The following is a 25,065-nucleotide window of genomic DNA, read 5'->3' as shown; positions in this document are numbered from 1 at the left end:
ATGTCCGGTCGGTCGCAGCGCGAAAGCGCCGCGGCGGAGCATTGCGGGGAGGGACCCGATGGGCATGAGCGGTACGGTCAAGTTTTTCAATGGCGAGCGTGGCTACGGCTTCATCAAGCCGGACGATGGCGGACGGGACGTGTTTGTGCACATTACCGCAGTCGAGCGCGCTGGCCTGAAGGACCTGATCGAAGGACAGCGGATCACCTTCGAGGTCGAGCCCGACAAGAAGGGCAAGGGCCCCAAAGCGGTCAATCTGGTCATCACAGGATAGCGGCGGATCCAGCTTGGGAGTGGGCCATAAAAAAATCCCGGCCGCAGCGCGGCCGGGAGTGGATGGCAATGGTTTCTTGTACTTGGAGTCGACGTATCTGGAGACGAAGTACTTGAGTAGAGGTCCGGACGCGAGGCGTCCGGAGCCGGGCTTAGAAGTGATAGTTCACGCCGATGCGCACAGTGCCGAAGCTGAGCGCGCTGTCGGTGCCGGTGAGCGTGTAGGTGTTCTTGGACAGATCGACATAGAGATATTCGATCTTGGCGGTCCAGTTCTGGTAGATGCCGACTTCGGCGCCGACACCCGCGGTCCAGCCAACCGAAGTTTGCGACTGCTGCAGGCCGTTCAGCTCGGCTTCGAGGCTGCCGAAGGAGAGGCCGGCGGTGCCGTAGAGCAGCACGTTGTTGAAAGCGTAGCCGATGCGGCCGCGCGCGGTGCCGAACCAGGGGTTCGAGAACTTGTAGGTGGCGAAGCGGTCATCTGCGCCAGTGCCCTGCAGATCGCCTTCGAGACCGAACACGATGTTGCCGCTCTGCCAGTTGTAGCCGCCCGTCACGCCGCCGGCGATGCCCGAGGGCTTCGCACCGGTGTTGGAGACGCTGCCCCATTCGTAACCGAGAGTGGCGCCGAGATACGGGCCGGCCCAGCTATAGGCGTTGAGCGGCTGGGCAACGGTATAGGGGGCGCGCGACCGGTAAGGCATGTCCGCCGCATGTGCTGTTGTCGCACCTGCAGCCACGAGGGCGACTGCTGCGAACGCAAACTTACTCATCTCAACTCTCCAAAATACGCGTTACTGCCGGCCCATGGGAGCGCTCGGGATCTGCCGAACGAAGCCTTAGGGTTACGGAATTCCATCTTTTATCGAGACGATTTATCGAGAGTTTTAGATTAAGCGGTCCTTAACGGGCCGCTGCGGCGCCGTATTGGCGTTAAAAGAGTCTTACTTTTGGCAATCCGCGAATTTCCTGGGGCGGGCGGCCAAAATCCTGTGGCCTGCCGCGAGCAGCCGGAAAACCGGCAGTTGCGAGGGCATTTCCGGTCGCACGAATGCTGGCGATGACCCGCTGCAGCGCTTAAATTGACCTCATGATTCAAGACCCCACCGAGCCGCTGCACGAGACATCATCCGAGCCCGCAGCAGAGCCAGGTTCCGACAGCCCTAGTTCCGGGCAGGCCACCCAGGCCACCTTGCAGGCGCCACCCGATCTCGAACCGGAACCCGCGGCCGCCGACGACGAGGAAGACGGCGCGCTCCCGGATACTGGCGATGACGATTCCGGCGACGTGGTCGCCGAGGGCCCGCTGGCGATCGGCCGTGCGGCCATCGAACATGCCGTGCGCCATGCCCCGACCTCGCCGGGCGTCTACCGGATGCTGAATGCGGCCAACGATGTGCTGTATGTCGGCAAGGCCAAGAACGTGAAGAAGCGGTTGTCGTCCTATGCAAGGCCGACCGGGCAGGTGATGCGCATCGCACGCATGATCGCGGCGACCGTGGTGGTGGAAATCATCTCGACCGCGACCGAGACCGAGGCGCTGTTGCTCGAGGCCAATCTCATCAAGCAGCTGCGTCCGCGATTCAACGTGCAGCTCCGCGACGACAAGTCCTTTCCGTATATTCTGATCTCGGGCGATCACTGGGCGCCGCAGATATTGAAGCATCGCGGCGCGCAGTCGCGGCCCGGCCGCTATTTCGGTCCATTCGCGTCGGTGGGCGCGGTCAACCGCACCATCACGGCACTGCAGCGCGCGTTTCTGATGCGGTCGTGCACGGATTCCTTTTTCGAGAGCCGCACGCGCCCGTGTCTGCTGTATCAAATCCGCCGCTGCTCTGGCCCCTGCACCGGCGAGATCGATTTTCCCGGCTATACCGAACTGGTGCGTGAGGCGACGGACTTCCTGTCCGGCCGCAGCCGGGCGGTGAAGCAGCTTTTGGCCGGCGAAATGGAGAAGGCGTCGGAAGAACTCGCCTTCGAGCGCGCCGCGCTGTATCGCGACCGTCTTGCGGCATTGTCGGCGATCCAGTCGCAGCAGGGCATCAATCCGCGCACCGTGGAGGAGGCCGACGTCTTCGCCATCCATCAGGAGGGCGGCTATTCCTGCGTCGAGGTGTTCTTCTTCCGCACCGGCCAGAACTGGGGCAACCGCGCCTATTTCCCCAAGGCCGAAAAATCGTACACGCCGGAGGAAGTGCTCGGCTCGTTTCTGGCGCAGTTCTACGAGGATAAGCCGCCGCCAAAGATGGTGCTGCTGTCGCATGCCATCGAGGAAAGCGAGCTGCTGGCCAGCGCGCTTAGCGTCAAGGCAGGCTTCAAGGTCGAGGTGCTGACACCGCAGCGCGGCGAAAAGAAAGAGCTGGTCGTCCATGCACTGACCAATGCCCGCGAGGCGCTTGGCCGCAAGCTCGCCGACACGGCGACGCAGACGCGTCTGCTGGAAGGCATGTCGAAGATGGCGGGCATGGCCACCGTGCCGAAGCGCATCGAAGTCTATGACAATAGCCATATCCAGGGCACCAATGCGGTCGGTGCCATGATCGTGGCGGGGCCGGATGGCTTCATCAAGAACCAGTACCGCAAGTTCAACATCAAGTCCGAAGGGCTCGCGCCCGGTGACGACTACGGGATGATGAAGGAGGTGCTGCAGCGCCGTTTCAAGCGTCTGCTGGCGCCGCCGGTTGAAGGCGAGGTGGCAAAGCCTAAGGACGATGATGTGCCGCTATGGCCCGATCTCGTCATCATCGACGGCGGCCGCGGCCAGCTCAATGCAGTCAAGGAGATCTTCGACGAGCTGAAGCTGACCGATGTGACCCTGATGGCTGTGGCCAAGGGGCCGGATCGTGACGCCGGCCGCGAGACCATGTTCATTCCTGGCCGCGATGCCATCAAATTGGAGCCCCGGGACCCCGTTCTGTATTTTATCCAGCGGCTGCGCGACGAAGCGCATCGGTTCGTCATTGGATCGCACCGCACACTGCGCAAGAAGGACATCCGCGAGGCCGGATTGCAGGAAATCCCGGGGATCGGCCCAACCCGCAAGCGGGCACTCCTGCACCATTTCGGAACGCTGAAAGAGATCGAGCGGGCCTCCGTAGGCGACCTCGGCAAGGTTCCCGGCATCTCGGCCGAGAGCGCCCGCAAGATTTTCGACTTTTTTCACCCCCAGCCAGTGGCCAGATGACCGCAAAGATGGACGAGACGTAATCTGGCTGTCGCATGCCTTGGGGCAGTTTTGCGGTAAACTAAGCCGCGCCGCTTCGCTGGCGGTTGACCTCTGCGCTCTGGCAGTATTGGTAAGACGGATGACAGTGACCACGAGACGGGCCGCGAATTCCGCGATGTCCCTGCCAAATATCCTGACTATGGCCCGCATTGCCGCCATTCCGGTGGTGGTCGGCTGCATCTATTCGCAGTCGATCATGGATGGCCCGCTATGGCTGCGCTGGGTCGCGCTGGCCGTCTTTATCGGCGCCGCGGTCACGGATTTTCTCGATGGCTATTACGCCCGGATCTGGAATCAGCAGTCGGCCTTTGGCCGGATGCTCGATCCGATCGCCGACAAGTTGCTGGTGGCCTCTTGCCTGCTGATGCTGGCGGCTGATGGCATCATCCATGGCTGGACCCTGTGGGCCGCCATCGTGATCCTGTGCCGCGAAATTCTGGTCTCGGGCCTGCGTGAATATCTCGCCGCACTCCGTGTCAGCGTCCCGGTCTCCAGAGTGGCGAAGTGGAAGACGACGGCCCAGTTGATCGCCATCGGCTTCCTGCTGGCCGGCGAGGCCGGCGATCAGGTGATCCCGATCACCACGCAACTCGGTCTGTTGCTGCTCTGGATTTCCGCGCTCGTCACCATTTATACGGGCTACGACTATTTCAGGGCTGGCATTCACCACCTCATTGCGGAGGATGCATGAAGGTCGTCTACTTCGCCTGGGTGCGCGAGCGCATCGGCAAGGCCGAAGAGACGGTCGAGCCGCCAGCAGCCGTGCGCACCGTCGGCGATCTGATCGGATGGCTGAGCACGCGCGGCGACGAATATGCCTATGCGTTCGAAACGCCGAAAGTGATCCGCGCCGCCATCGACCACACGCATGTGCGGCCCGACACCGTGATTGCTGGCGCCCGCGAGATTGCATTCTTCCCGCCGATGACCGGCGGCTGATTCTAGCAACGACTGCGTTGATCTCATGACCTCCAACGTGACCATCCGCATCCAGGATGCCGATTTCGACGTTTCCAGCGAAATCGCGGCGCTGACGGCAAGCCGTACGGACATCGGCGCGGTCGTTACGTTCAGTGGTATCTGCCGTGGCGGCCAAGAAAACTTAAGTGGCAGTGGCGACGCGACCACGGCGCTGACGCTGGAGCACTATCCGGGCATGGCCGAAGCCGAGATTGCGCGCCACGCCGAGGAAGCGATGACACGCTGGCCGTTGACAGGCGTGACAATCGTTCATCGCGTCGGCCGCATCCTGCCCGGCGAGAATATCATGGTGGTGCTAACCGCGTCGGCACATCGCCAGGCCGCGTTTCAGGCCGCCGAGTTTCTGATGGATTACCTCAAGGCGCATGCTCCGTTCTGGAAGCGCGAGGAAACCGCCGGTGGCAGCAGCTGGATTGCTGCGAAGACCGACGATGACGACGCCGCGGCGCGCTGGGATAAAAACTGATGGCAAAGAAGACTGTGAAGACAACCGCGAAGAAGGTGGTCAGGAAATCCGCGAGCAAGGCTCCTGCAAAGGCAAAGACTTCCGTGAAGAAGATCGCAACGGCGACTCTGCCGAAGGTTGGTGCGGGCGAGCTTGCGACATTGCTCGACTATGTGCGCTACGCCACCAGCCGTTTCATCGAAGCCCGGCTCTCTTTTGCGCACGGCACCACCGATCCCGTGGCCGAAGCCGCCTTCATCGTCTGCGAAGTCCTGCATCTGCATCCCGACCAGTTCGAGAATTTCGCCATGGCGCGGGTAACTGCGGCCGAAGGCAAGCAGATTCTCGACATCATTCATCGCCGCGTGACGACGCGCAAACCGGCGGCCTATCTGCTCAACAAGATCTATATGCGCGGCCTGCCGTTCTATGTGGACGAGCGCACTATCGTGCCGCGGTCTTTCATCGGCGAATTGCTGGATTCTCATTTCAGCGGCGATGACGGTGAAGGCGGCTCGCTGATCGACGATCCCATGGACGTTGAAAGCGTGCTGGACCTCTGCACCGGCTCCGGCTGCATCGCGATCCTGGCCAGCCAGTCATTCCCCAATGCGCAGGTCGATGCCGTCGATCTGTCGCCCGCAGCGCTCGCCGTCGCCATGCGCAACGTCATCGATTACGGGCTCGATGAGCGGCTGACGCTCTACAAGGGGGATCTGTTCGAACCGCTCGGCGATACCCGCTACGATCTCATCATCACCAATCCGCCTTATGTCGATGCGCAGGGCATGGCGGATTTGCCGGATGAATGCCTGGCCGAACCGGCTATGGCTTTCGATGGCGGCGATGATGGGCTCGACATCGTCAGGAAGATCATTGAACAGGCTGGCGATCATCTGAATCCACATGGCGGTTTGTTGTGTGAAATCGGTCGCGGCCGCGCCAATGTCGATGAAGCCTTTCCCGATCTGCCGTTGATCTGGCTGGACACCGAAGACTCCGAAGGCGAGGTGTTCTGGGTGTCCGCTGCTGCGCTGCAAGGTCGCGGCGCCGGCTAGTTGAGCCGCAGCAAGCAGGGCAGCCTCAAAATTCTTGTTTTCAATCTATAGTTGTGCAATCCTTCAGCCATTGATTTTAGGCAGAAGGATTTGCAGATGCGCGTATTCTGGATTTTTCTTTTTGGTCTCACCGTCGCGGCTTCAGCTACCGACTCTGCGCGGGCACAAGCATCGATTTGTACGACCGATGTCATACCAGTTTGTGCTGTGAAGAAGGACGGATCACGGCAGACCTATTCGAACGCTTGCTGGGCGAAGCTCGACCATGCCCGCGTTCTGCATCCAGGCATGTGCCTTGGACCCATATGTATTTTCAACTTGAATCCCGTCTGTGCAATCGATCCCGTCAAAGGCTATCCGCGCACCTATCCATCCTTGTGCGCCGCCGAGACTGCGAATGCACGATGGGTGCGTGATGGCACGTGCCGATAGGTAAGACGGAGACGACGATGTCGAACGCCAAGCCACGACCCACGGAAGTCATCTTCGAAGGCCTCGGTACGACGCTCGACGAGGCATTGTCTGCGGCCCACGATCAAATTCCGGGAAGGACGGGATTTGATTTTGCGATATCCAAGGTCGTCGAATGGGGAATGCAAAGGGGCGGCATTACCGGCCAGCGATTGATTTGGGTGAAGGTGGTCCAAGACAAGTCCGCAGGATTCAAGACATGAGCGAGGCGCAGCAGGCTGCGCTGAGATCGCAGTGCAGTCTGCCGAGCCTTGCTCTGATGGCGCTACGATGCTGAATGATGCATGCTTTGCGAAGATATGGATGGATTCAGCTGTGTTACGCGCATTTTGACGTTTGACGGGTTTCACAGCCGTTCATCCCGTCTTACAAGCTCGTAATGTCCGCAAATGAATCACGTCGCAGTCTCACGCGCAACCAATGGCTCACCGAGTTGCGAGCGACGCTGGCGCTCGGCTGGCCGCTGATCCTGACCAATCTGGCACAGATCGCACTGACGACGACCGACGTAATCATTCTCGGCCGCGTGAGCGCGGAGGCTTTGGCTGCGTCGGCGCTCGGCGTGAATCTCTATTTCGCGTTTCTGATTTTCGCCATCGGTCTCGTTACTGCGACATCGCCGATGATGGCGGAGGCGATAGGTCGCAAGTTGCATGCGGTGCGCGATGTCAGGCGGACGTTTCGGCAGGGTTTGTGGACGGCGCTCATCGTCTCGGTGCCGGCATGGATCGTCCTCTGGCATACAGAAGCGATCCTGTTGCTGTTCGGTCAGGAGGCACAGGCGGCGGCCGACGCCCAGAGCTTCGTGCATATGCTGCAATGGGGCTTCCTGCCCGCGCTAGGCTTCATCGTGCTGCGCTCATTCGTTGCCGCCGTGCAACGCCCACTCTGGGCACTGCTGGTGACGGGCGTCACCGTTCTGTTCAATGCTGCTGCCAACTGGGTTCTGGTGTTCGGCCATCTCGGATTCCCGGAGATGGGTCTGCGCGGTTCCGGCCTTGCGACCACGCTGTCGAACATCTTTCTGTTCGCTGTCTTTGCGCTCGTCGTCGGATGGCATCCGAAGTTCCGGCGTTATCATTTGTTCGGCAACTGGTGGCGCGCCGATTGGCCACGTCTCGCAAAGCTATGGCGCATCGGTCTGCCGATCGGCGCAACGCTTGCATTCGAAATTACCGTCTTCAATGCGGCGGTGTTCCTGATGGGGCAGTTTGGAACGGCCGCCATCGCGGCGCATGCGATTGCGATCCAGATCGCATCGATCTCGTTCATGGTGCCAATGGGACTAAGCCAGGCGGCAACTGTCCGCGTTGGATTGGCCAAAGGCGCCGTGGATCGCGATGGCATCACGCGAGCAGGATGGACTGCATTTGGCCTTGCGGTGGCATTCATGGCGTCGATGAGCATGTTGTTGCTGGCTGCGCCGCGTCTCCTGATTGGCGCCTTCATCGATCTGAGCAATCCCGCCAATGCGGTCGTCATCGATACGGCAATGTCGTTTCTGTTTTGCGCGGCGGTGTTTCAGATTGCGGACGGCGCGCAGTCGGTAGCTGCAGGGATGCTGCGCGGATTGCAGGATACGCGCGTGCCGATGATCTTTGCCGCATTCGGCTATTGGGGCTTCGGCCTAGGTCTCAGCCTGCTGTTCGCATTCAAGCTCGGATTCGGCGGCGTCGGCATCTGGATCGGGCTGGCAGCGGGTCTCGCGGTCGTTGCACCGGTCATGCTCTGGCGTTGGACCCGGCGCGAGCAACTCGGGCTCGTGCCGGCGACTTGAGCCAAATAAAAATGCCGCAGCCTCGAAAGGCCGCGGCATTTGTTGTCTTCAGAAGCGTAGGCTTACAGGACCTTGCGAATCCAGTTATGCGGGTCGGGTGCGCGACCGTACTGAATGTCGACCAGCTGTTTGCGCAGCCCCATCGTGACCGGACCAGCCGCGCCGCCATTGATGGTAAAATCACCGCTCGCAGAGCGAACCTGGCCGATCGGCGAGATGACCGCCGCAGTGCCGCAGGCAAAGGCCTCTTTCAGCTTGCCGCTGGCAGCGTCGGCGCGCCACTGGTCGAGCGTATAGGCCTCTTCGCGCACCTGCGTGCCCTTATCCTTCGCCAATGCGATAATCGAATCGCGGGTGATGCCTGGCAGGATCGTGCCGAGCGGCGGTGTCAGCAGCGAGCCGTCCTCGAACACAAAGAAGATGTTCATGCCGCCGAGTTCTTCAATGTAGCGGCGCTCGACCGCATCAAGGAACACGACCTGATCGCAGCCGTGATCGCTGGCTTCCGCCTGCGCGCGCAGGCTCGCGGCGTAGTTGCCACCGCATTTGACGGCGCCGGTGCCGCCGATTGAAGCGCGTGTGTAGTTCTCCGACACCCAGATCGACACCGGGGCGGGTCCGCCCTTGAAATAGGAGCCGACCGGCGAGGCGATGACGGCAAAGATGTATTCCGCGGACGGCTTCACGCCGAGGAAAATCTCGCTCGCGACCATGAAGGGGCGCAGGTAGAGGCTGCCTTCACCTGATGGAATCCAGGCGCGGTCGATGCGCACGAGTTGCTCGATCGCTTCGATAAACACGGGCTCGGGCAGGGGGGCCATGGCCATGCGATCGGCCGAATTCCGGAAACGCTTGGCATTGGCATCGGGGCGGAACAGATTCACGCCGCCGTCTTCACGGACATAGGCCTTGAGCCCTTCGAAAATCTCCTGCGCGTAATGCAGGACGGCCGCTGCGGGATCGAGCGGGAAATTCGCGCGGGATTCGATGCGCGCGCCATGCCAGCCGTCCTTCTGGTTGTAGCGGACCAGAGCCATGTGGTCGGTGAAAACCCGGCCGAAGCCCGGATCCTTGAGTTTTGCTGCGCGGTCCCCCTCGGACACCGCGTTCGCCGCGGGCTGAATTTCGAATTTCAGCAAAGCTGCGCCATCGATTTTATCAAACGAAACTCCCATGGACCTCACTCCTGCTTACGGCGCAGCTCCTGGGGGCGGCAGCGTCGATGTTGTTCTACGTCAAGCGGACCCACGGCAAAAGCGTTTCCGGCCCCAGTGGATGACCCAGGACAGGCTTTAGCGCCATGCCGAAGTCCGGTATGGTTCTCAGATCGGCCCTATTGGACCATGCGGCGAGAGTTCTAATGTTTCGTCGCGATGGTCAGTTTTGTAAGATTGAACCCAAGATATGTCAATATGGTTGACGTAAATTCCAAGGACGCGGCGTCACGATCGCTTGAGACGATCCAGCGGCAATCCAGCGGCGATCCTGCGAAACCGCCCCGCTGGGACATCATCGAGCTGTTGTTCTTTGCCTATCGCGACTTTGTGGGCGATCCCGACGATGTGCTCGATCAGTTCGGTTTCGGGCGCGCCCATCACCGGGTCGTACACTTTGTGCATCGCTATCCCGGCCTGAAGGTTGCCGATCTGCTCGATGTCTTGCGTATTACGAAGCAGTCGCTGGGCCGTGTCCTCAAGCAATTGCTCGATGAAGGGTATATCGTTCAGAAATCCGGCGAGGCCGATCGGCGGCAACGGCTTCTTTTCGCCACGGCCAAGGGTGAAGCTCTCGTTGCGCAGCTCGCGGGTTTGCAGACCGATCGCATCAACCGCGCGCTCAAGGATTTTACGCCGGTCGAAATTGAAGCGATCGGCAGGTTTCTCTCGGCGATGATCGACCGCAATGATCCCGACAAGGTGCTGCAGGTCATCTTGGGCCAGGCATCCGCCAAAACTGACGGCAGGACAAACAAGACATGATGTTAGCTCAGGCCGCCAAACGTATGCCGGCGCCATTGGCCGACGATGCGCCGCATCTGTTGCTGGTCGATGACGACCGCCGTATCCGCGATCTCCTCTCGCGCTTTCTCTCGGGCGAGGGCTACCGCGTCACCACGGCGCCGAGCGCCAAAGAAGCGCGCGCCAAGCTGCTCGGTCTGCATTTCGATCTCCTGATCCTCGATGTGATGATGCCAGGCGAGACCGGCTTTGAGCTCGCGCGTTTCATTCGGACGTCCTCGGCCGTGCCGATCATCATGCTGACGGCGCGGCACGAGGCGGAAAGCCGGATCGAGGGATTGCAGATCGGCGCCGACGACTATGTTGCCAAGCCGTTCGAGCCGCGCGAACTGGTGCTGCGCATCGCGAATATTCTAAAGCGCAGTGCGCCGGTCCCGGTCGAGCGCGCGGAGTCGCTGCAGTTCGGGCCTTATGTGTATCACCTCGCGCGCGGCGAACTACGCCAAGGCGATGAGATCATCCATCTCACTGACCGCGAGCGTGACATGCTGCGCGTGCTGGCTGCGGCGCCCGGCGAGACCGTGCCGCGCGGTGAACTCACCGGCGGCGGTGGCACCGTGAACGAGCGTGCGGTGGACGTGCAGATCAATCGCCTGCGTCGCAAGATCGAGACCGATCCGGCCAATCCGTTGTTTCTGCAGGCCGTGCGTGGCATCGGCTATCGTCTCGTCGCGTCGCCATAGTTCGATGAAGTTTGCACGATGACCACACTCGACACCGGCATCACCATCCTCCGCTCTGCGGCGGGCCGAGTCTCTGCGGCGCACAGTCTGATGGGCCGGCGCTTCAAGAGCGTGATGCCCACGGGGCTCTATGCCCGCACGCTGCTGATCATGATCGTGCCGATGGTGCTGCTGCAGTCGGTGGTCGCTTTCGTGTTCATGGAGCGGCACTGGAACACGGTGACGCGCCGCCTGTCGCAGGCCGTGGTGCAGGACATCGCAACGCTGATCGACGTCTACAAGGTTTATCCGCAGGATAAGGACCGCACGCAGATCAAAGCCATTGCGCAGCAGCGGCTTGGCCTTGTCGTCGACTTCCTGCCGCTCGGCGACATGCCGCCGCCCGGTCCGAAGCCGTTCTTCTCACTGCTTGATCAGGCGCTGTCCGTCCAGATCGGTCGGCAGATCACGCGGCCGTTCTGGATCGATACGGTCGGTCGCTCCAATCTCGTGGAAATCCGCATCCAGCTTGATGATGCCGTGATGCGCATCTTCGCCCAGCGCAGTGCGGCCTACGCATCGAATTCGGAAATCTTCCTGTTCTGGATGGTGGGGACGTCCTCGATCCTGCTGATCGTCGCGATCCTGTTCCTGCGTAACCAGATCCGCCCAATCCTCAAACTCGCTGACGCCGCCGAAAGTTTCGGCAAGGGCCGCGAAGCGCCGAATTTCCGGCCGCGCGGCGCACGCGAGGTCCGTCGTGCGGCCAATGCCTTCATCGAGATGAAGGCGCGTATCGAACGCGCGATGGAGCAGCGCACGGCCATGCTCGCCGGCGTCTCGCATGATCTACGCACCATCCTGACGCGCTTCAAGCTCGAACTGGCGCTGATCGAGGACGGTCCCGAAGTCGATGGCATGCGCAAGGATATCGACGAGATGTCGGGCATGCTCGAGGCCTATCTCGCCTTTGCGCGCGGCGACAGCGGCGAGCAGGCGCAGCCGACGGACATGGCTGCGGCGCTGGAAGAATTGCGCAGCGATGCCGAGCGCAACGGACACAAGGCGACGGTCACGTTCCACGGCCTGCCGATCGTCACGGTGAAGCCAGCCGCGTTCAAGCGTTGCCTCGGCAATCTCGTCTCGAATGCCGCGCGCCATGCCAACGACATCGCCATCACCGGCCATCGCGATCATCGCTATCTGACGGTGACTGTGGATGATGACGGCCCTGGCATCCCCGCCGACATGCGCGAGGAAGTGTTTAAACCGTTCCTGCGGCTCGACGACGCCCGCAATCAGGACGAAGGCGGCACGGGTCTTGGCCTCGCCATCGCCCGCGATATCGCGCGCTCCCATGGCGGAGATATCACGCTGGCCGAGAGTCCGATGGGCGGATTGAGGGCGGTGGTGCGGGTGCCCGTCTAGTTACTTCGCCAGTTCCTTCGACCGCGCGGTTGCCGCAGCAATTGCGCGAGTCAGTAACGGCTCGAAGCCGTCATCGGCCATCAACACGGCGAGCGCCGCTGCAGTGGTCCCGCCGGGCGAGGTGACGTTCTTTCGCAGCGTCGCCGCGTCGAGATCGGACTGGCGGAGGAGCTCGCCCGAACCGGACACTGTCTCGCGAGCAAGCTTCATCGCGAGTTCGGGCGGCAAGCCCGCAGCAATGCCGGCGCGGGCCATTTCTTCCGCCAACAGAAACACATAAGCAGGCCCTGAGCCGGAGACGGCCGTCACAGCATCGATCAGGCTCTCGTCCTCGACCCATTCCACCGATCCGGTGGCCCGCAAGAGCGCGTCGGTCAGGCCGCGTTGCTCCGGCGATACGTCGCTCGCGGCAACCGCCACGGTGATACCGCGGCCGATGGCGGCCGGCGTATTCGGCATCGCGCGTACCACCTTGCCGCCGCAGGCCTTGGCGATGCCGGCGATGGTTGTGCCCGCCATGATCGAGACCACGAGGGACGATCCGGCAATCGCGCGCAGGGTCGGGCCGACCTCCGAGAACATCTGCGGCTTCACGGCAAGAACCAGCGCGGCGACAGCGCCGATGTCCTTCACATCCGGATTGAGGCGGACGCCCTTCGCCCCGAGCGCGTTGATCTCGTCGGAAATATACGGGTCGATCACAACGGCGCGTTTGGGGTCGAGGCCGCCGGCGATCCAGCCCGTCAGCATCGCGCCGCCCATCTTGCCGGCGCCGGCCAGCACGATGTGGCCGTCGATGGTGTTGAGCGCGCGTGAGGTCGTGGTGGAGGTCATCGCAAATCCCAGCTGTCAGAACGGCCGGGACCATAACATTGCGGGGCAGGCTGCACAGCCTGAACCCGTCTAGATGAGATTCTTTTTCAGGAAGTAGCGCGGGCCGCCGCGCGGATAGTCCGGGATTTCGCCGAACACCTCATAGCCCTGCTTCTCGTAGAAGCTGCGGGCCTGAAACCAGTAGGTATCGAGCCACAGACCGATGCAGCCGCGTTCCCGCGCGATCTCTTCGGCCTTGGCGAGAACTTTCGAGCCGATGTCCTGGCCGCGAAATTGTTCGGGTACGACGAACAGCTCGACGAAACACCAGTTGAACGCGGTCTTGCCCCAGATGCCGCCGATCGGCTCGCCGGTCGCGGGATCGTGGATCAAGATCGAGAGCGGCTGGTGATTGTTGGGGCCGACGGTCTTGGTATTGTAGGCCAGCAACGCATTTGCGACCACCAGCCGTTCGGCTTCGCCGGGCGCATCCGGCACGCTGATGACCGGCGCGTCGGTCATGCTTCGCCGGCAGTGTCGAACATCGCAGCAGACATTGCTTCGGCTGCGGTCTTGCCGGCCCACACCACGAACTGCAACGCCGGATAGTAGCGCTCGCAGGAATGAATTGCCGAGACCAGCATGGCTTCGCACTGCGCGGTCGTTGCGGTGAGGCCATCGGGCAGCACCAGTGCCTGCCGGTACATCACCATGCCTGAGTGAGTCCAGATATCGAAATGACCGACCCACATCTGTTCGTTGATCATGGCGATCAGGCGCTGCACTTCGGCGCGGCGTGCGGGTGGAATCTTCATGTCGAAGGCGCACGCGAGATGCAGCGCCTCGATCTCGTTCATCCAGGTGAAGGAGAGCTGGTAATCGATCCAGTCACCTTTGGAAACAATTGTGACTTCGTCTTCGCCGGAGCGCTCGAACGCCCAGTTATGATCGGCGGCAATATCCTCGACAACGGCGAGCGGGTTGAGCCGTGAATCGATAGTACCTTCGAGAAGTGACATGCCGTCGCGACCTTGCTCTTGAAATGTGATGATGCAAACAGCTGGCCGGTACGCGAAAATGTCGGAGCGTCGCTGCAGGCTGCAAGTTCTATTCGTCCAGACCTTGCGAGTTTGAAGTGATGTGATTTGCTGAATCTGCGCAACGGCACCACGAATCCATCCACAGACAAACCGGCCCTCATCCACAGGTCATCTCGCCGCAATGAGAACAAACCGGAATCGGATTCCCGGATTGCGAGTCTGTGCGGTGCGCCCTCGCGCGCCGCGAGTCCGGTTGGGGTGGTAACTATTGATTCCGCCGCGGGGCCCGAAGGCTTTCCCGGCCTCGCAGGAGTCCTGTTGGGCCCCCGATACAGCCTGTGGACGGCCTTGCTGGGCTGGTTCGGTTTCGGCATAGTTTGGCCGTAACGAAAGTATCAGGCCATGAACGACACCACCTCCGAGTCATCCGCAGTCCAGCATCCGCGCTTCGCCAAGCCGCAGCGCGTCGCCTTCGTGCAGTCATCCTGGCATCGCGACATTGTTGCGCCCTGTTGGGAGTCGTTTCTCAGTGAGATCGAGGTGCGCCATATCAGCTCGTCGCAGGTCGATCTGTTTGAAGTGCCCGGCTCGTTCGAGATCCCCCTGCATGTGCAGGTTCTTGCCAAGACGCGGCGTTACACGGCCATCGTCGCGGCCGGCCTCGTGGTCGACAGCGGCACCCGCGGCTTCGTGGCGGACACGGTCATCCGTGCGCTGATGGATGTGCAGCTACGTACCGAGATCCCCGTATTCTCGGCCGTGACGGCGCCGGAGGATTTCCACGAGACCGAAGAGCGCACGGCATTCTTCCGCAAGCACTTTGCGGAGAGCGGCCTCAAGGTTGCCGCCGCCTGCGCCGAGACACTGCTCAGTCTGGAACGTCTGCGCGGTCAGGTCGCGGCTGGGATAGTGTAGAGGCGCGAGAGCCTTAGTCGAACAGGCTCGATACCGACTCTTCCGATGCGGTGCGGCCGATCGCTTCGGCGATCAGCGAGGCAACCGAGAGCACGCGGATGTTCGGTGACTTGCTCACGGCTTCCGTGGGCTGGATCGAGTCCGTGATCACCAATTCCTTGAGCTTGGAATTGGCGATGCGCGCGGCGGCGCCGCCGCTCAAGACGCCATGGGTGAGATAGGCGGAGACGTCCTTGGCACCGTATTTGAGTAGCGCATCGGCGGCGTTCACCAGCGTGCCGCCGGAGTCGACGATGTCGTCGATCAGGATGCAGGTGTAGCCGGCGACGTCGCCGATCACGTTCATCACTTCGGATTCACCGGGGCGTTCGCGGCGCTTGTCGACGATGGCGAGCGGCGCGTTGATGCGTTTGGCAAGGCCGCGGGCACGGGCGACGCCGCCGACGTCGGGCGAAACCACCATCACATTGGCGAGATCGAACTTCTCCTTGATGTCGCGCACCATCAGCGGCGCGGCATAGAGGTTGTCGGTCGGGATATCGAAGAAGCCCTGGATCTGGCCGGCATGCAGGTCGAGCGTCATGACGCGGTCGGCGCCGGCATGGGTGATCATGTTGGCGACCAGCTTGGCCGAGATCGGGGTGCGGCCACCGGCCTTGCGGTCCTGGCGAGCGTAGCCGAAATAGGGGATCACCGCGGTGATGCGGCGCGCGGAAGCGCGGCGCAGCGCATCGGTGATGATCAGCAGTTCCATCAGATGGTCGTTGGTCGGGAACGACGTGGATTGAAGAATGAAGACGTCGGAGCCGCGGACGTTTTCCTGGATCTCGACGAAGATTTCCATGTCGGCGAAGCGCCGGACGCTGGCCTTGGTCAGCGGGATATTCAGCGAGGTCGCAATTTCCTGCGCGAGGACAGGATTGGAATTACCGGCGACCAGTTTGATCGAACCGTTCTTGGCCGACATCGACGCGTCTCCCCGCGGCTTGGTGGATACAACGTTCAGCATATCGGATTACCCACAAGAACTCGTCTAGCTGAGCGAGGTGATATCAAGGACGGCCGTCCGCTGGCAACCCGTGGGCCGCTGTTTTCCTGCGTAAAAACGGGCCTCTGCTTAACGTGAACTGAAGTCAGCGCGTCTCGGCAAATGCGGTGGCCTGCACGGGCAATTCATCGGTACTGGCGATGGCAGGTCCGTTGCCACTTGGCGCAGGCGGCTGCTCGCCGGGCGTGGTGCCGTTGATCATGCCATTGAGGCCGGTGAGCCCCGCTTGCGCGATCCGCCGCAAGACAAGGTCGTCGGCAGTAGCCCAGGCGTCGCGGCCGCCTTTGCCGGCCTGTTCCTCGCCGCTCAGGCGCAGAGCACGGTTCTGGTCGCGGTCATAGACATCCCACACCCAGGCGATCGAGGTCTGGCCGCCGCGAACCTGGGCCGAGAGGTAGCTGCGGACCCGAAAAGCCGCGCTGTCCTTGCGCGATACAACCGCGAGGTTGCGCAGGCGCGCTTCACTATCCAGAAGGTTGACCATGCGGTCGAAGACCTGCGGCGGCGGCCCGTCGATGGATTCGAACGCGATCGTCGGGCCGGAGGCGGTGGAAAGGCTGGCCTGCGCGTTCATGGCGCCGCCCGAATTGGGGACATTGGCGCAGCCGGCAAGCCCAAACGCTACGGTCAGCGACAGCGCGGCCTGGATTAGCCGCGGTCTGGCTCGATCGGTCGTAAGGGCAGAAAATCGCATAGGGCGTCCCGACTTCCGTCCGTTTGCCGCAAGCGGCGCCGGACAGGTCGAGCGATATCGTTAAAATGCGTTAAGGTCTAGGGCAGCGCGGCCACAGGTCTTTCCAGGGTGACCGAAACGGTCACCGCTCTCCGACAATTCGCGTTCAGTTTGAGGCAGTTCGGCCGCGTTAAGGATAACGGCGCGTCAACGCGCGAGTTACCGCTCAAGCACGATGGCGTGGATCTGGCGTCCGTAATCTGGCTCTTTCCGATGCACCGACCGGCGATAGCTGAACAGGTTGTTGTCGGGATAGGTGTCGATACCGGTGTCATCGATAATGGCAATGCCGGCGCGCTCCAGCCGCATCCGGATGAAGCCGCCGAGATCGAACATGGCATGACCGGCGCGGGTCGAGGGAATGAAAAACCGGGCGAAGCCAGCATCGGCCTGCGTGAAACGCTCGACGAATTCGGCCCCGACCTCATAGCTTGGCTGGCGGATCAGCGGACCAATCGCGACCACGATGTCGGAGCGGTCGGCGCCGAGTTTTTCCATCTCTGCGATTGTGGCCTCGAGCACGCCGGTGAAGGCGCCCTTCCAGCCGGCATGGGCGGCACCGATGACGCGGGCCTTGGGATCGGCAAACAGCACCGGTCCGCAATCGGCCGTCGTGACGCCGAGCGCCAGGCCCTCGACCTTCGTCACCATTGCATCGACGCGTGGGCGCGATGTGCCGTCCCACGGCTCGGTGGCGACGGCGACGTCAGGCGAATGGACCTGATAGGCGGTGAGGAAGTGCAGGGGGGCAACGCCCATCTCCGCCGCCATGCGCCGACGGTTCTCCGCGACATGCGCGGCGTCGTCATTCGATCCGAGCCCGCCATTGAGGCCGGCATAGATGCCTTCGGAGACGCCGCCGTCGCGCGTGAAGAACGCGTGGCGCAAGCCGGGAATGGCTGACAGCAAAGGCGATGTGAAAGTCATGATGTCGGGGCCTCGATGCCGGTGTCGTCGCTCAGCGCCACCAGCGTGTCGATATTGGGATCGGAGATGCCGACCACCTTGAACATCGAGCCCATGCCGCCGCGGCCGCTGTCGATCAAGCGTTTCAGTGCGCCGGAGACCGTTTCCGATACTTCCGGCGTGGCCTTGGCCATCAAGGTCAGCGCGCGTGTCTCGATGCCGAGGCGCTTGAGGAATTCGCCCTGCGTCACCGGCCCGTGCACGCGTGCGCCGACATCCTCCGCCGCGCGGCCGAGCGCCTGGAAATCCACATGCGCGGTGATATCGGCCATGCCGGGATTCTTCAGCGGATCGGCATAGCTATGCTGTGCGATAGCCTGCAGGGTGTCGCCGGCATCGCTGCGGACATGGCCGTAATCGATGATCAGAGCCGCGCCGCCTTCGTCGCGCACACGGCTGGCAATCTTCATCATTTCGGTATCGGGGCGCCATTCGAACACCGCGCCGACAGGGGCTGCGCGCACCAGCGGCGGCAGTAGCACGTCGAAACGCGGCAGCGGATCAGTTGACGCGCTGAACATCAGCTGGCCGTTGCTGTCGATATCCACCATGCGCTCGTGCCAGCCGCCTTCGCGCTTCACGGCCTGATGGATAGGCAACACGTCGAAATATTCATTGGCGAGGATGATCGATGGGCCCGCGGGGACGGTTTCGATACTGTCATGCCAGGTGATGTTGCGGGTGCCGGATAACGTCGCCTTCTGCTTCTCGCGCAGCACCGGATTGATTTCGACGAGATGCACGTTGAGCGCCTGATACAGCGGCGGCAGCACGCGTAGGGCGCGGAGCGCGTCGGCCATCATGGTGCCGCGGCCGGGGCCCAGTTCGATCAGGTGCACGAAGGGCGGCGCGCCGATCGCGCGCCAGACCGAGGCCGACCAAAGGCCAAGCAGCTCGCCGAACATCTGGCTGACTTCCGGCGACGTGGTGAAGTCGCCCTCGCGACCGAGCGGATCGCGCGAAATGTAGTAGCCGTGTTGCGGATGGGTCAGGCACAGCTGCATATATCGCCACACCGGCATCGGTCCGGTGGACTTGATCAGGCGCTTGATTTCATCCTGCAGCGGCGATTGGTCGGTCACATCAGGCCTTCTTGCCCGGACTCAATTCGAGCGATGCCTGCGGCTTGCGCCAGGCGCGCACCATCAAAACGAGTCCCACAAATATCATTGGCACGGAGAGCAGCATGCCCATGGTGAGCCCACCCCACAGAAATCCGAGTTGTGGGTCCGGCTCGCGGAAGAATTCTCCTGTAATACGCGCCAGCGCATAAAAAAAGATGAAGGCGCCGAGGATCAGTCCGGGGCGCTTCAGCGCGCCAGCCCGGATCATCAGGGCCAGAGTCAGAAACAGTACGATGCCTTCGAGGCCAGCTTCATAGAGCTGGCTGGGATGGCGCGGCAGCGGCCCGCCATTGGGGAACACCATCGCCCAAGGCACGCTGGCGTCGGCGTGGCGGCCCCATAATTCGCTGTTGATGAAATTGGCGAGGCGTCCAAGCAGCAGGCCGATCGGGCCGACCGCGCAGGTGATATCGCCGAGCGACAGCACCGACAGTCCGCGCTTCCAGCAGAACAGAAACACGGCAAAGACGCAGCCCATGAAGCCGCCGTGGAACGACATGCCACCCTTCCATAGCTCGAAGATCTCGGCGGGATGGGCGATGAAAAAATCCAGATTGTAGAACAGCACATAGCCGGTGCGGCCGCCGACAATGATGCCGATCGTCACCCAAAGGATGAAGTCGTCGAAATCCAGCAGGGAGATCGGTGAGGGGCCGCCCCATAGCTTCGTGCTCTTGATCAGCGCGCGGGCATAGATCCAGCCGAGCACGATGCCGCCGATATAGGCCAGTGCGTACCAGCGAATGACGATGGGGCCGAGCGCGATGGCGACCGGATCGAAAACGGGGAAGGCGATGGTCAGGAATGGCATGTGGTGGGCTTACGGCTCCCGATGGCGCCAGTAAAGCATTGGCATGTGACGAATTAAGGGACTTCTGCAGTTGTGAACGCCAAAAGCAGGCGATACTTGAACTGCGCGGCCGGGATCGCCATTGTCGATCTACAACTTAATCCCGCGTGTTTGTTCATCCGACCGGAGTTCTTGCCATGACCCAGACCAACAATCGGTTCTTCGACGAGATCGGCCGCCTGATGAATGATGCCGCCGGCGCGGCTCAGGGCGTCAAGCGCGAGGTCGATACGGTTGTGCGCAACCAGGCTGAGAAGATCCTGCGCGACCTCGATATCGTGAAGCGTGAGGAGTTCGAGGCGGTCAAGGATATGGCCCGGCTCGCCCGCGAGGAGAACGAGGCGCTGAAGGCTCGGATCGCAGCGCTGGAAGCCAAGCTCGGCAGCTGAGTGGAAGCCCTGTCGGTGGCCTGCACGGCGCGCCGGACATCGGCTGTCTGCCCACAAATGGCTAAAATAAGCCCCTGGAAGGGCCCCGCAGACGAAGAAAAAGCCTGTCATTTCCTTGTCTTTTTGGCGTTTCGGCGGTAGAAGCCGCCCACGTCCGCAGCCCCCGCACCCCTGGAGGCTTGCTGCAGCGTGAAAACGGGCCGCATTGCGGCCTTTAACTTTTAGAAAACAAGGACTTAAACGATGGCGACCGTCAAGGAATTGAAGGCGACCTCACGTCCGGTCGGCGGCAAGGGGGCCGCACGGGCAGAGCGTCGCGCCGGCCGAGTGCCCGGAGTGATCTATGGTGACAACAAGCCCCCGGTGGCGATTTCGGTGAATGATGCCGAACTGCGTCAGCGCATTCTGGCAGGCCGGTTCCTCACCACGATTTACGACATCGAGCTCGAGGGCAAGAAGCACCGCGTGATTCCGCGCGACTTCCACCTCGACCCGGTCAAGGACTTCCCGCTCCACGTCGACTTCCTCCGCCTCGGCGAAGGCGCGACCATCCGCGTCAGCGTTCCGCTGCACATAAAGGGCGCTGAAGGCGCTCCGGGCGTGAAGCGTGGCGGCACCATCAACATCGTGACCCACACGATCGAACTGGAAGCCGAAGCCGAGAGCATTCCGCAGTTCCTCGAAGTTGATGTCGGCCAGCTCGATATCGGCACGTCGCTGCACATCACCGACGTTGTTCTGCCGAAGGGCGTGAAGACGCTGGCTCGCGATGCCGACCTGACGCTGGTCACCATCGTGCCGCCGTCGGGCTACGGTGAAGAAGCTGCGACCCCTGCGGCTGCTGCTGCGGCTCCTGCGGCTGCTGGTGCCAAGGCTCCGGCTGCCGGCGCCAAGGCCCCCGCCGCTGGTGCAAAGGCTCCGGCCGCTGCCGCCGCTCCGGCGAAGAAGAAGTAATCCGGCGCGGAGCTCCGCGTCATGCTTCTCTTTGTTGGACTCGGAAACCCTGGTGCCAAATACCAGGGCAACCGGCACAATATCGGGTTCATGGTTCTCGATGATATCGCGCGGCGTCACGGTTTTGGACCGTGGCGCCGTCGCTTTCAGGGCGAGACCTCGGAAGGCACGCTGTCTGGTGAGCGCGTCATCCTGCTGAAGCCCATGACCTTCATGAACGAGTCCGGCCGCTCGGTGCAGGAAGCGTCCGCCTATTTGAAGATTTCACTCGGCGACATCGCCGCGTTTCACGACGAGCTCGAACTGCCATTCGCGAAAGTGCGCGTGAAGATCGGCGGCGGCATTGCCGGACATAACGGTTTGCGCTCGATCTCCGCGCATGTCGGCAACGACTATCGGCGCATTCGCCTCGGCATCGGACATCCCGGTGCCAAGGAGCTGGTCCATAATCACGTGCTGAGCGATTTCGCCAAGGCCGAACGGCCTCAGCTCGAAGCGTTCAACGATGCGGTGTCGGACCATGTCGGCCTGCTGGTCGGTGGTCAGGACTCGTCGTTTCAGAACAAGGTGCATCTGACGATGCAGGCCAAGGGTTTCACGTCGAAGGACGACAACGGCTCCGCTGAGAAGCCGTCGAAGAATTAGGACAGGGTCATGGGATTCAAATGCGGGATCGTCGGACTGCCGAATGTCGGCAAATCGACGCTGTTCAATGCGCTCACCGAAACTGCCGCGGCGCAGGCTGCGAACTATCCGTTCTGCACCATCGAGCCGAATGTCGGTGAAGTCGCGGTGCCGGACAAGCGGCTCGACAAATTGTCCGAGATCGGCAAGTCGCAGCAGATCATCCCGACGCGCCTGACCTTCGTGGACATTGCGGGCCTGGTGAAAGGCGCGTCGAAGGGCGAAGGCCTTGGCAACCAGTTCCTCGCCACGATCCGCGAAGTCGATGCCGTCGCGCATGTGGTGCGTTGCTTCATCGATGACGACATCACCCATGTCGAAGGCAAGATCGATCCGCTCGCCGACATCGAGATCATCGAGACCGAGCTGATGCTCGCGGATCTGGATTCCTGCGAGAAGCGCATCGATAACCTGACCAAGAAGGCCAAGGGCAACGACAAGGACGCCAAGGAACAGCTCGATCTGGTCCAGCGCGCTTTGGTGTTGCTGCGCGACGGCAAGCCGACGCGTTTTCTCGAGCGCAAGCCCGAGGAAGAGCGCGCTTTCGGAATGCTCGGCCTGCTGACCTCCAAGCCTGTTCTCTATGTCTGCAACGTCGAAGAAGGCGCGGCGGGCGAAGGCAACGAATACTCGAAGCGGGTTGCAGAACATGCTGAGAAGGAGGGCGCTGTTGCGGTCGCCATCTCGGCCAAGATCGAATCCGAAATCGCGACGCTGTCACGTGCCGAACGTGCGGAATTCCTCGATACGCTCGGGCTTGAAGAAGCGGGCCTCGATCGCCTGATCCGTGCAGGCTATTCGCTGCTGCACCTCATCACCTACTTCACCGTCGGCCCCAAGGAAGCTCGTGCCTGGACCATCACCCAGGGCACCAAGGCACCGCAAGCTGCAGCCGTGATCCACACGGATTTCGAGAAGGGCTTCATCCGCGCGGAAACCATCGGCTATGAAGACTATGTCAGGCTCGGCGGCGAAGCCGGCGCGCGCGATGGCGGCAAGCTGCGGCTGGAAGGCAAGGAATATGTCGTCGCTGACGGCGACGTGCTGCATTTCCGGTTCAACACGTAAGATATTCTCAATCCTCTCCCCGTCATTGCGAGGAGCGAAGCGACGCGGCAATCCAGGAGCCACAAGCGAAGACTGGATTGCTTCGTCGCAAGGGCTCCTCGCAATGACGGTTGAGAGCGCGGTAGTTCTCAGTACTGCTGGCCGTGGCCGTGATCCTGCCCGAGGTTTTGCCCCTGATCCCGTAGCGCGCCGAGGTGTTCGTTGATGCGGAACACGATCAGAACGAACTCAGCCGCAATGCGCGCGAAGATGATGCCGACGATCACGCTGGCGAGGCTCGACATCACGAGGACGAAACCGCCGAACGGGCTGATGGCCATTGCGGCGAGACCCGAAAAGATCCCGGAAATGCCGAACAGAATGATCAGTGCGATCACCAGCCAGTAGAACGTCTTGATGATTGTGGGTGTGATGAAACGGTCCCACTGAAACAGATCGCGAAATTCGAACATCGGTGAAATCCCCCGCCGTGTAGATGAGTGACAAATTCAATTGCATTGAGAAACGGCTTCAAATATCCCGGCCCGACCACATTGACGGGCAGGATCGCGGGAAAGCCATGCAAGCGACCGGGTTGAGATTGCTGCAAATAACGGCCACAATCAGGCTTCCTCGACGGCATTCCCCATTATGACCCTGACATTTGAAGATTTTAAGCCCGGCCACTTCGGGACCTTCGGGCCGCGCCATATTACGCGCGACGAGATTATCGCCTATGCGAAAGAATACGATCCGCAGCCGATGCATCTCGATGAAGTTGCCGCAAGCGCATCGATGCTCAAAGGACTTTCCGGCTCCGGCTGGCACATGTGCTCGCTGATGATGCGGATGATCTATGACGGATTTCTGCACAAGACCGCATCGATGGGCTCGCCGGGCGTGGATCAGATGCGATGGCTCGCGCCGTTTCGCCCCGGCGACGATCTGACGCTGGATGTCGAAGTGGTCGAGGCGCGCGCATCGCAAAGCCGGCCGACCTTGGGCATCGTCAAATTCAAGTTCAGCACACGCAATGCCAAGGGGCAGACGATTTCCGAGATGATCACCCCGATCATGATCGGGGTGCGTGAACCCGCCTCCGGGAACTAGGGTCGCAGCATGCGCTATCTGGAAGACATCCAAATCGGTATGCGCCGCGAGCTCGGCTCGTTCACGTTCACGGCGGAGTCGATCAAGGCGTTTGCCAGGCAATTCGATCCGCAACCGTTCCATCTCGATGAAGAGGCCGGCCGCAAATCGCTATTCGGTGGTCTCGCTGCGTCGGGCTGGCACGTGGCGTCGGTGTGCATGAAGTTGCTGGTCGCCGATGGCCAGCGCGCAAAGGCGGAGGCAGAGGCGCGTGGCGAAGAGCCTCCAGTCGGCGGCCCATCTCCCGGTTTTCGTGATTTGCGTTGGACCCGGCCTGTTCTCGCCGGTGATACCCTGACCTATCGCAGCGAGGTCGTGTCCGTGCGCGCGACCGCGACGCGTCCGGGTTGGGGGATCTTGCAGTCGAGGAACGTTGCCGTTAATCAGCGCGGCGAGGAGGTCTACAGCTTCCTTGGTTCGGTCTTCCTGCCGCAACGGGGCGACGCGGCTTAACCATTTCAAACTTTATCGATGGAACCCTAGCTCTGTTAAGGGGTTCTGAACCTTGTGAGCGTGATCTGCGACTCACGGGTATGACGACCGAGACGACACTTCGCAGGACGATTTTGGGGACGACAATGGCTGACCGCACCGGATTGAAATTTGTGGGCTTCATCTTTGCGAGCGTGACGCTTGCGGTGATGCTGGCCACTTGCATGGTGGTCAAGGGTTATGCCGATGGCGCCTATACGCTCGAGAGCAGCGCGGTCGTTAGCGAGTAATTTTTACGAGTTGCTAACCAGACCCGCGCCGAACTGCGCGGGTTTTTTCGTGAGTGGGGTCGATGATGGCGACCTCAGCGACTCCAGGCCCAGGCGAGCAATGCCACGGCCACCAACAGCAATCCGACAAAACGCAAGATAATGGTCCCCATCCTGGGCGCGTTGCTGCGCGCCGGAATGGGATCGGTGTTGTTCGGCCGAATGGTCTCCACGGATCGATTCCCCCAAAAGCAGTTCGCAGGTGCTGCGTAACCGTTGGTCGGGAACAAAACGAATAAAGTTCAATTGAACG

General features: G+C 61.6%; 30 protein-coding genes. 19 read left to right on the top strand and 11 right to left on the bottom strand.

Features of this window, described 5'->3' with window-relative positions; genetic code table 11:
* Window positions 1-58: 58 nt before the first annotated feature.
* Window positions 59-274 carry a cold-shock protein gene (locus LPB73_RS19980; protein WP_068731145.1) on the top strand — a complete coding sequence of 72 codons (216 nt, stop codon included), beginning with the start codon at window positions 59-61 and terminating at the stop codon, window positions 272-274.
* A 151-nt stretch (window positions 275-425) separates the two neighbouring features.
* Here LPB73_RS19980 and LPB73_RS19975 read toward each other — a convergent pair whose 3' ends face one another.
* Window positions 426-1,046, bottom strand: coding sequence for an outer membrane protein (locus LPB73_RS19975; RefSeq protein WP_068731146.1), 621 nt, complete (start codon window positions 1,044-1,046; stop codon window positions 426-428).
* A 317-nt stretch (window positions 1,047-1,363) separates the two neighbouring features.
* Between LPB73_RS19975 and uvrC the strand changes: the two genes are divergently transcribed.
* The 7 genes from uvrC to LPB73_RS19940 all read left to right on the top strand — a co-directional run bounded on the left by uvrC (window position 1,364) and on the right by LPB73_RS19940 (window position 8,231).
* The gene (uvrC, locus tag LPB73_RS19970; protein WP_231077941.1) at window positions 1,364-3,457 is read left to right on the top strand and encodes an excinuclease ABC subunit UvrC; all 2,094 of its coding nucleotides are present in this window, start codon (window positions 1,364-1,366) and stop codon (window positions 3,455-3,457) included.
* 121 nt (window positions 3,458-3,578) lie between these two features.
* Window positions 3,579-4,190, top strand: a complete 612-nt coding sequence (pgsA, locus tag LPB73_RS19965) for a CDP-diacylglycerol--glycerol-3-phosphate 3-phosphatidyltransferase (protein WP_089261825.1) — start codon at window positions 3,579-3,581, stop codon at window positions 4,188-4,190.
* Window positions 4,187-4,438 carry a molybdopterin converting factor subunit 1 gene (gene moaD / locus LPB73_RS19960; RefSeq protein ID WP_068731149.1) on the top strand — a complete coding sequence of 84 codons (252 nt, stop codon included), beginning with the start codon at window positions 4,187-4,189 and terminating at the stop codon, window positions 4,436-4,438. The genes pgsA and moaD overlap by 4 nt, the downstream gene beginning before the upstream one ends.
* A gap of 25 nt (window positions 4,439-4,463) precedes the next feature.
* Window positions 4,464-4,946, top strand: a complete 483-nt coding sequence (locus tag LPB73_RS19955) for a molybdenum cofactor biosynthesis protein MoaE (RefSeq protein ID WP_175367611.1) — start codon at window positions 4,464-4,466, stop codon at window positions 4,944-4,946.
* The gene (gene prmB / locus LPB73_RS19950) at window positions 4,946-5,983 is read left to right on the top strand and encodes a 50S ribosomal protein L3 N(5)-glutamine methyltransferase (protein ID WP_231077940.1); all 1,038 of its coding nucleotides are present in this window, start codon (window positions 4,946-4,948) and stop codon (window positions 5,981-5,983) included. The genes LPB73_RS19955 and prmB overlap by 1 nt, the downstream gene beginning before the upstream one ends.
* A 449-nt stretch (window positions 5,984-6,432) precedes the next feature.
* Entirely contained in the window at window positions 6,433-6,657 is a 225-nt protein-coding gene (locus tag LPB73_RS19945; protein ID WP_184513794.1) for a hypothetical protein, read from the top strand.
* A 176-nt stretch (window positions 6,658-6,833) separates the two neighbouring features.
* Window positions 6,834-8,231 (top strand): MATE family efflux transporter, encoded by a 1,398-nt coding sequence (locus tag LPB73_RS19940; protein ID WP_231077939.1) that lies wholly within the window; start codon window positions 6,834-6,836, stop codon window positions 8,229-8,231.
* 62 nt (window positions 8,232-8,293) lie between these two features.
* Here LPB73_RS19940 and LPB73_RS19935 read toward each other — a convergent pair whose 3' ends face one another.
* On the bottom strand, window positions 8,294-9,406 hold the full coding sequence (locus tag LPB73_RS19935) for a branched-chain amino acid aminotransferase (protein WP_120288595.1): 1,113 nt from the start codon (window positions 9,404-9,406) through the stop codon (window positions 8,294-8,296).
* 237 nt (window positions 9,407-9,643) lie between these two features.
* Between LPB73_RS19935 and LPB73_RS19930 the strand changes: the two genes are divergently transcribed.
* The 3 genes from LPB73_RS19930 to LPB73_RS19920 are packed head-to-tail and all read left to right on the top strand — an operon-like array spanning window position 9,644 to window position 12,339.
* Window positions 9,644-10,210 (top strand): MarR family winged helix-turn-helix transcriptional regulator, encoded by a 567-nt coding sequence (locus LPB73_RS19930; RefSeq protein WP_089261815.1) that lies wholly within the window; start codon window positions 9,644-9,646, stop codon window positions 10,208-10,210.
* Entirely contained in the window at window positions 10,207-10,932 is a 726-nt protein-coding gene (locus LPB73_RS19925) for a response regulator (RefSeq protein ID WP_231077938.1), read from the top strand. Before LPB73_RS19930 ends, LPB73_RS19925 begins: the two co-directional genes overlap by 4 nt.
* An 18-nt stretch (window positions 10,933-10,950) precedes the next feature.
* Window positions 10,951-12,339: an ATP-binding protein gene (locus tag LPB73_RS19920; protein WP_089261811.1), complete on the top strand. Its 1,389-nt coding sequence runs from the start codon at window positions 10,951-10,953 to the stop codon at window positions 12,337-12,339.
* Here the strand turns inward: LPB73_RS19920 and proC are convergent, their stop codons facing one another.
* The 3 genes from proC to LPB73_RS19905 form a co-directional block, all read right to left on the bottom strand.
* A complete protein-coding gene (proC, locus tag LPB73_RS19915; protein WP_231077937.1) occupies window positions 12,340-13,173 on the bottom strand; it encodes a pyrroline-5-carboxylate reductase in 834 nt (277 codons plus the stop codon).
* 69 nt (window positions 13,174-13,242) lie between these two features.
* Complete coding sequence (locus LPB73_RS19910; RefSeq protein WP_231077936.1) at window positions 13,243-13,674, bottom strand: GNAT family N-acetyltransferase; 432 nt, start codon at window positions 13,672-13,674, stop codon at window positions 13,243-13,245.
* Window positions 13,671-14,171 (bottom strand): YbjN domain-containing protein, encoded by a 501-nt coding sequence (locus LPB73_RS19905; protein WP_231081197.1) that lies wholly within the window; start codon window positions 14,169-14,171, stop codon window positions 13,671-13,673. The genes LPB73_RS19910 and LPB73_RS19905 overlap by 4 nt, the downstream gene beginning before the upstream one ends.
* Window positions 14,172-14,594: 423 nt before the next feature.
* Between LPB73_RS19905 and LPB73_RS19900 the strand changes: the two genes are divergently transcribed.
* Entirely contained in the window at window positions 14,595-15,107 is a 513-nt protein-coding gene (locus LPB73_RS19900) for a 6,7-dimethyl-8-ribityllumazine synthase (RefSeq protein ID WP_231077935.1), read from the top strand.
* Between the two features lie 13 nt (window positions 15,108-15,120).
* Here LPB73_RS19900 and LPB73_RS19895 read toward each other — a convergent pair whose 3' ends face one another.
* The 5 genes from LPB73_RS19895 to lgt form a co-directional block, all read right to left on the bottom strand.
* Window positions 15,121-16,074, bottom strand: coding sequence for a ribose-phosphate pyrophosphokinase (locus LPB73_RS19895; protein ID WP_089263589.1), 954 nt, complete (start codon window positions 16,072-16,074; stop codon window positions 15,121-15,123).
* Window positions 16,075-16,240: 166 nt separating this feature from the next.
* Window positions 16,241-16,849, bottom strand: a complete 609-nt coding sequence (locus tag LPB73_RS19890) for a hypothetical protein (RefSeq protein WP_093759333.1) — start codon at window positions 16,847-16,849, stop codon at window positions 16,241-16,243.
* Window positions 16,850-17,047: 198 nt separating this feature from the next.
* Window positions 17,048-17,815 carry a peptidoglycan editing factor PgeF gene (pgeF, locus tag LPB73_RS19885; protein WP_175367606.1) on the bottom strand — a complete coding sequence of 256 codons (768 nt, stop codon included), beginning with the start codon at window positions 17,813-17,815 and terminating at the stop codon, window positions 17,048-17,050.
* Entirely contained in the window at window positions 17,812-18,936 is a 1,125-nt protein-coding gene (locus tag LPB73_RS19880) for a class I SAM-dependent methyltransferase (protein ID WP_231077934.1), read from the bottom strand. Before LPB73_RS19880 ends, pgeF begins: the two co-directional genes overlap by 4 nt.
* A 1-nt stretch (window position 18,937) precedes the next feature.
* The gene (gene lgt / locus LPB73_RS19875) at window positions 18,938-19,789 is read right to left on the bottom strand and encodes a prolipoprotein diacylglyceryl transferase (protein WP_231077933.1); all 852 of its coding nucleotides are present in this window, start codon (window positions 19,787-19,789) and stop codon (window positions 18,938-18,940) included.
* Between the two features lie 176 nt (window positions 19,790-19,965).
* Here lgt and LPB73_RS19870 point away from each other — a divergent pair, with 176 nt between their 5' ends.
* From LPB73_RS19870 to ychF, 4 genes are all read left to right on the top strand, one after another.
* Window positions 19,966-20,217: an accessory factor UbiK family protein gene (locus tag LPB73_RS19870; RefSeq protein WP_175367603.1), complete on the top strand. Its 252-nt coding sequence runs from the start codon at window positions 19,966-19,968 to the stop codon at window positions 20,215-20,217.
* A gap of 243 nt (window positions 20,218-20,460) precedes the next feature.
* Window positions 20,461-21,171, top strand: a complete 711-nt coding sequence (locus LPB73_RS19865; protein ID WP_068731165.1) for a 50S ribosomal protein L25/general stress protein Ctc — start codon at window positions 20,461-20,463, stop codon at window positions 21,169-21,171.
* 21 nt (window positions 21,172-21,192) lie between these two features.
* Window positions 21,193-21,816: an aminoacyl-tRNA hydrolase gene (gene pth / locus LPB73_RS19860; protein WP_120288602.1), complete on the top strand. Its 624-nt coding sequence runs from the start codon at window positions 21,193-21,195 to the stop codon at window positions 21,814-21,816.
* 9 nt (window positions 21,817-21,825) lie between these two features.
* The gene (ychF, locus tag LPB73_RS19855) at window positions 21,826-22,923 is read left to right on the top strand and encodes a redox-regulated ATPase YchF (protein ID WP_231077932.1); all 1,098 of its coding nucleotides are present in this window, start codon (window positions 21,826-21,828) and stop codon (window positions 22,921-22,923) included.
* Window positions 22,924-23,051: 128 nt separating this feature from the next.
* Here ychF and LPB73_RS19850 read toward each other — a convergent pair whose 3' ends face one another.
* Window positions 23,052-23,375, bottom strand: a complete 324-nt coding sequence (locus LPB73_RS19850) for a DUF4282 domain-containing protein (protein ID WP_068731168.1) — start codon at window positions 23,373-23,375, stop codon at window positions 23,052-23,054.
* 178 nt (window positions 23,376-23,553) lie between these two features.
* Here LPB73_RS19850 and LPB73_RS19845 point away from each other — a divergent pair, with 178 nt between their 5' ends.
* The 3 genes from LPB73_RS19845 to LPB73_RS19835 all read left to right on the top strand — a co-directional run bounded on the left by LPB73_RS19845 (window position 23,554) and on the right by LPB73_RS19835 (window position 24,773).
* Complete coding sequence (locus tag LPB73_RS19845; protein ID WP_231077931.1) at window positions 23,554-24,012, top strand: MaoC family dehydratase; 459 nt, start codon at window positions 23,554-23,556, stop codon at window positions 24,010-24,012.
* A gap of 9 nt (window positions 24,013-24,021) precedes the next feature.
* Complete coding sequence (locus LPB73_RS19840; protein ID WP_231077930.1) at window positions 24,022-24,504, top strand: MaoC family dehydratase; 483 nt, start codon at window positions 24,022-24,024, stop codon at window positions 24,502-24,504.
* A gap of 125 nt (window positions 24,505-24,629) precedes the next feature.
* On the top strand, window positions 24,630-24,773 hold the full coding sequence (locus LPB73_RS19835; protein ID WP_170849743.1) for a hypothetical protein: 144 nt from the start codon (window positions 24,630-24,632) through the stop codon (window positions 24,771-24,773).
* The last annotated feature ends 292 nt before the right edge of the window (window positions 24,774-25,065 follow it).

It is taken from the genome of Tardiphaga sp. 37S4, from assembly GCF_021044645.1.
Classification (GTDB): domain Bacteria; phylum Pseudomonadota; class Alphaproteobacteria; order Rhizobiales; family Xanthobacteraceae; genus Tardiphaga; species Tardiphaga robiniae.
This window is presented reverse-complemented; position numbering and strand designations above follow the sequence as displayed.

Coding starts and splice junctions, on each gene's coding strand:
- LPB73_RS19980 (WP_068731145.1), top strand. CDS start 59: ATGGGCATGAGCGGTACGGTCAAGTTTTTCAATGGCGAGCGTGGCTAC.
- LPB73_RS19975 (WP_068731146.1), bottom strand. CDS start 1,046: ATGAGTAAGTTTGCGTTCGCAGCAGTCGCCCTCGTGGCTGCAGGTGCG.
- uvrC (WP_231077941.1), top strand. CDS start 1,364: ATGATTCAAGACCCCACCGAGCCGCTGCACGAGACATCATCCGAGCCC.
- pgsA (WP_089261825.1), top strand. CDS start 3,579: ATGACAGTGACCACGAGACGGGCCGCGAATTCCGCGATGTCCCTGCCA.
- moaD (WP_068731149.1), top strand. CDS start 4,187: ATGAAGGTCGTCTACTTCGCCTGGGTGCGCGAGCGCATCGGCAAGGCC.
- LPB73_RS19955 (WP_175367611.1), top strand. CDS start 4,464: ATGACCTCCAACGTGACCATCCGCATCCAGGATGCCGATTTCGACGTT.
- prmB (WP_231077940.1), top strand. CDS start 4,946: ATGGCAAAGAAGACTGTGAAGACAACCGCGAAGAAGGTGGTCAGGAAA.
- LPB73_RS19945 (WP_184513794.1), top strand. CDS start 6,433: ATGTCGAACGCCAAGCCACGACCCACGGAAGTCATCTTCGAAGGCCTC.
- LPB73_RS19940 (WP_231077939.1), top strand. CDS start 6,834: ATGTCCGCAAATGAATCACGTCGCAGTCTCACGCGCAACCAATGGCTC.
- LPB73_RS19935 (WP_120288595.1), bottom strand. CDS start 9,406: ATGGGAGTTTCGTTTGATAAAATCGATGGCGCAGCTTTGCTGAAATTC.
- LPB73_RS19930 (WP_089261815.1), top strand. CDS start 9,644: ATGGTTGACGTAAATTCCAAGGACGCGGCGTCACGATCGCTTGAGACG.
- LPB73_RS19925 (WP_231077938.1), top strand. CDS start 10,207: ATGATGTTAGCTCAGGCCGCCAAACGTATGCCGGCGCCATTGGCCGAC.
- LPB73_RS19920 (WP_089261811.1), top strand. CDS start 10,951: ATGACCACACTCGACACCGGCATCACCATCCTCCGCTCTGCGGCGGGC.
- proC (WP_231077937.1), bottom strand. CDS start 13,173: ATGACCTCCACCACGACCTCACGCGCGCTCAACACCATCGACGGCCAC.
- LPB73_RS19910 (WP_231077936.1), bottom strand. CDS start 13,674: ATGACCGACGCGCCGGTCATCAGCGTGCCGGATGCGCCCGGCGAAGCC.
- LPB73_RS19905 (WP_231081197.1), bottom strand. CDS start 14,171: ATGTCACTTCTCGAAGGTACTATCGATTCACGGCTCAACCCGCTCGCC.
- LPB73_RS19900 (WP_231077935.1), top strand. CDS start 14,595: ATGAACGACACCACCTCCGAGTCATCCGCAGTCCAGCATCCGCGCTTC.
- LPB73_RS19895 (WP_089263589.1), bottom strand. CDS start 16,074: ATGTCGGCCAAGAACGGTTCGATCAAACTGGTCGCCGGTAATTCCAAT.
- LPB73_RS19890 (WP_093759333.1), bottom strand. CDS start 16,849: ATGCGATTTTCTGCCCTTACGACCGATCGAGCCAGACCGCGGCTAATC.
- pgeF (WP_175367606.1), bottom strand. CDS start 17,815: ATGACTTTCACATCGCCTTTGCTGTCAGCCATTCCCGGCTTGCGCCAC.
- lgt (WP_231077933.1), bottom strand. CDS start 19,789: ATGCCATTCCTGACCATCGCCTTCCCCGTTTTCGATCCGGTCGCCATC.
- LPB73_RS19870 (WP_175367603.1), top strand. CDS start 19,966: ATGACCCAGACCAACAATCGGTTCTTCGACGAGATCGGCCGCCTGATG.
- LPB73_RS19865 (WP_068731165.1), top strand. CDS start 20,461: ATGGCGACCGTCAAGGAATTGAAGGCGACCTCACGTCCGGTCGGCGGC.
- pth (WP_120288602.1), top strand. CDS start 21,193: ATGCTTCTCTTTGTTGGACTCGGAAACCCTGGTGCCAAATACCAGGGC.
- ychF (WP_231077932.1), top strand. CDS start 21,826: ATGGGATTCAAATGCGGGATCGTCGGACTGCCGAATGTCGGCAAATCG.
- LPB73_RS19850 (WP_068731168.1), bottom strand. CDS start 23,375: ATGTTCGAATTTCGCGATCTGTTTCAGTGGGACCGTTTCATCACACCC.
- LPB73_RS19845 (WP_231077931.1), top strand. CDS start 23,554: ATGACCCTGACATTTGAAGATTTTAAGCCCGGCCACTTCGGGACCTTC.
- LPB73_RS19840 (WP_231077930.1), top strand. CDS start 24,022: ATGCGCTATCTGGAAGACATCCAAATCGGTATGCGCCGCGAGCTCGGC.
- LPB73_RS19835 (WP_170849743.1), top strand. CDS start 24,630: ATGGCTGACCGCACCGGATTGAAATTTGTGGGCTTCATCTTTGCGAGC.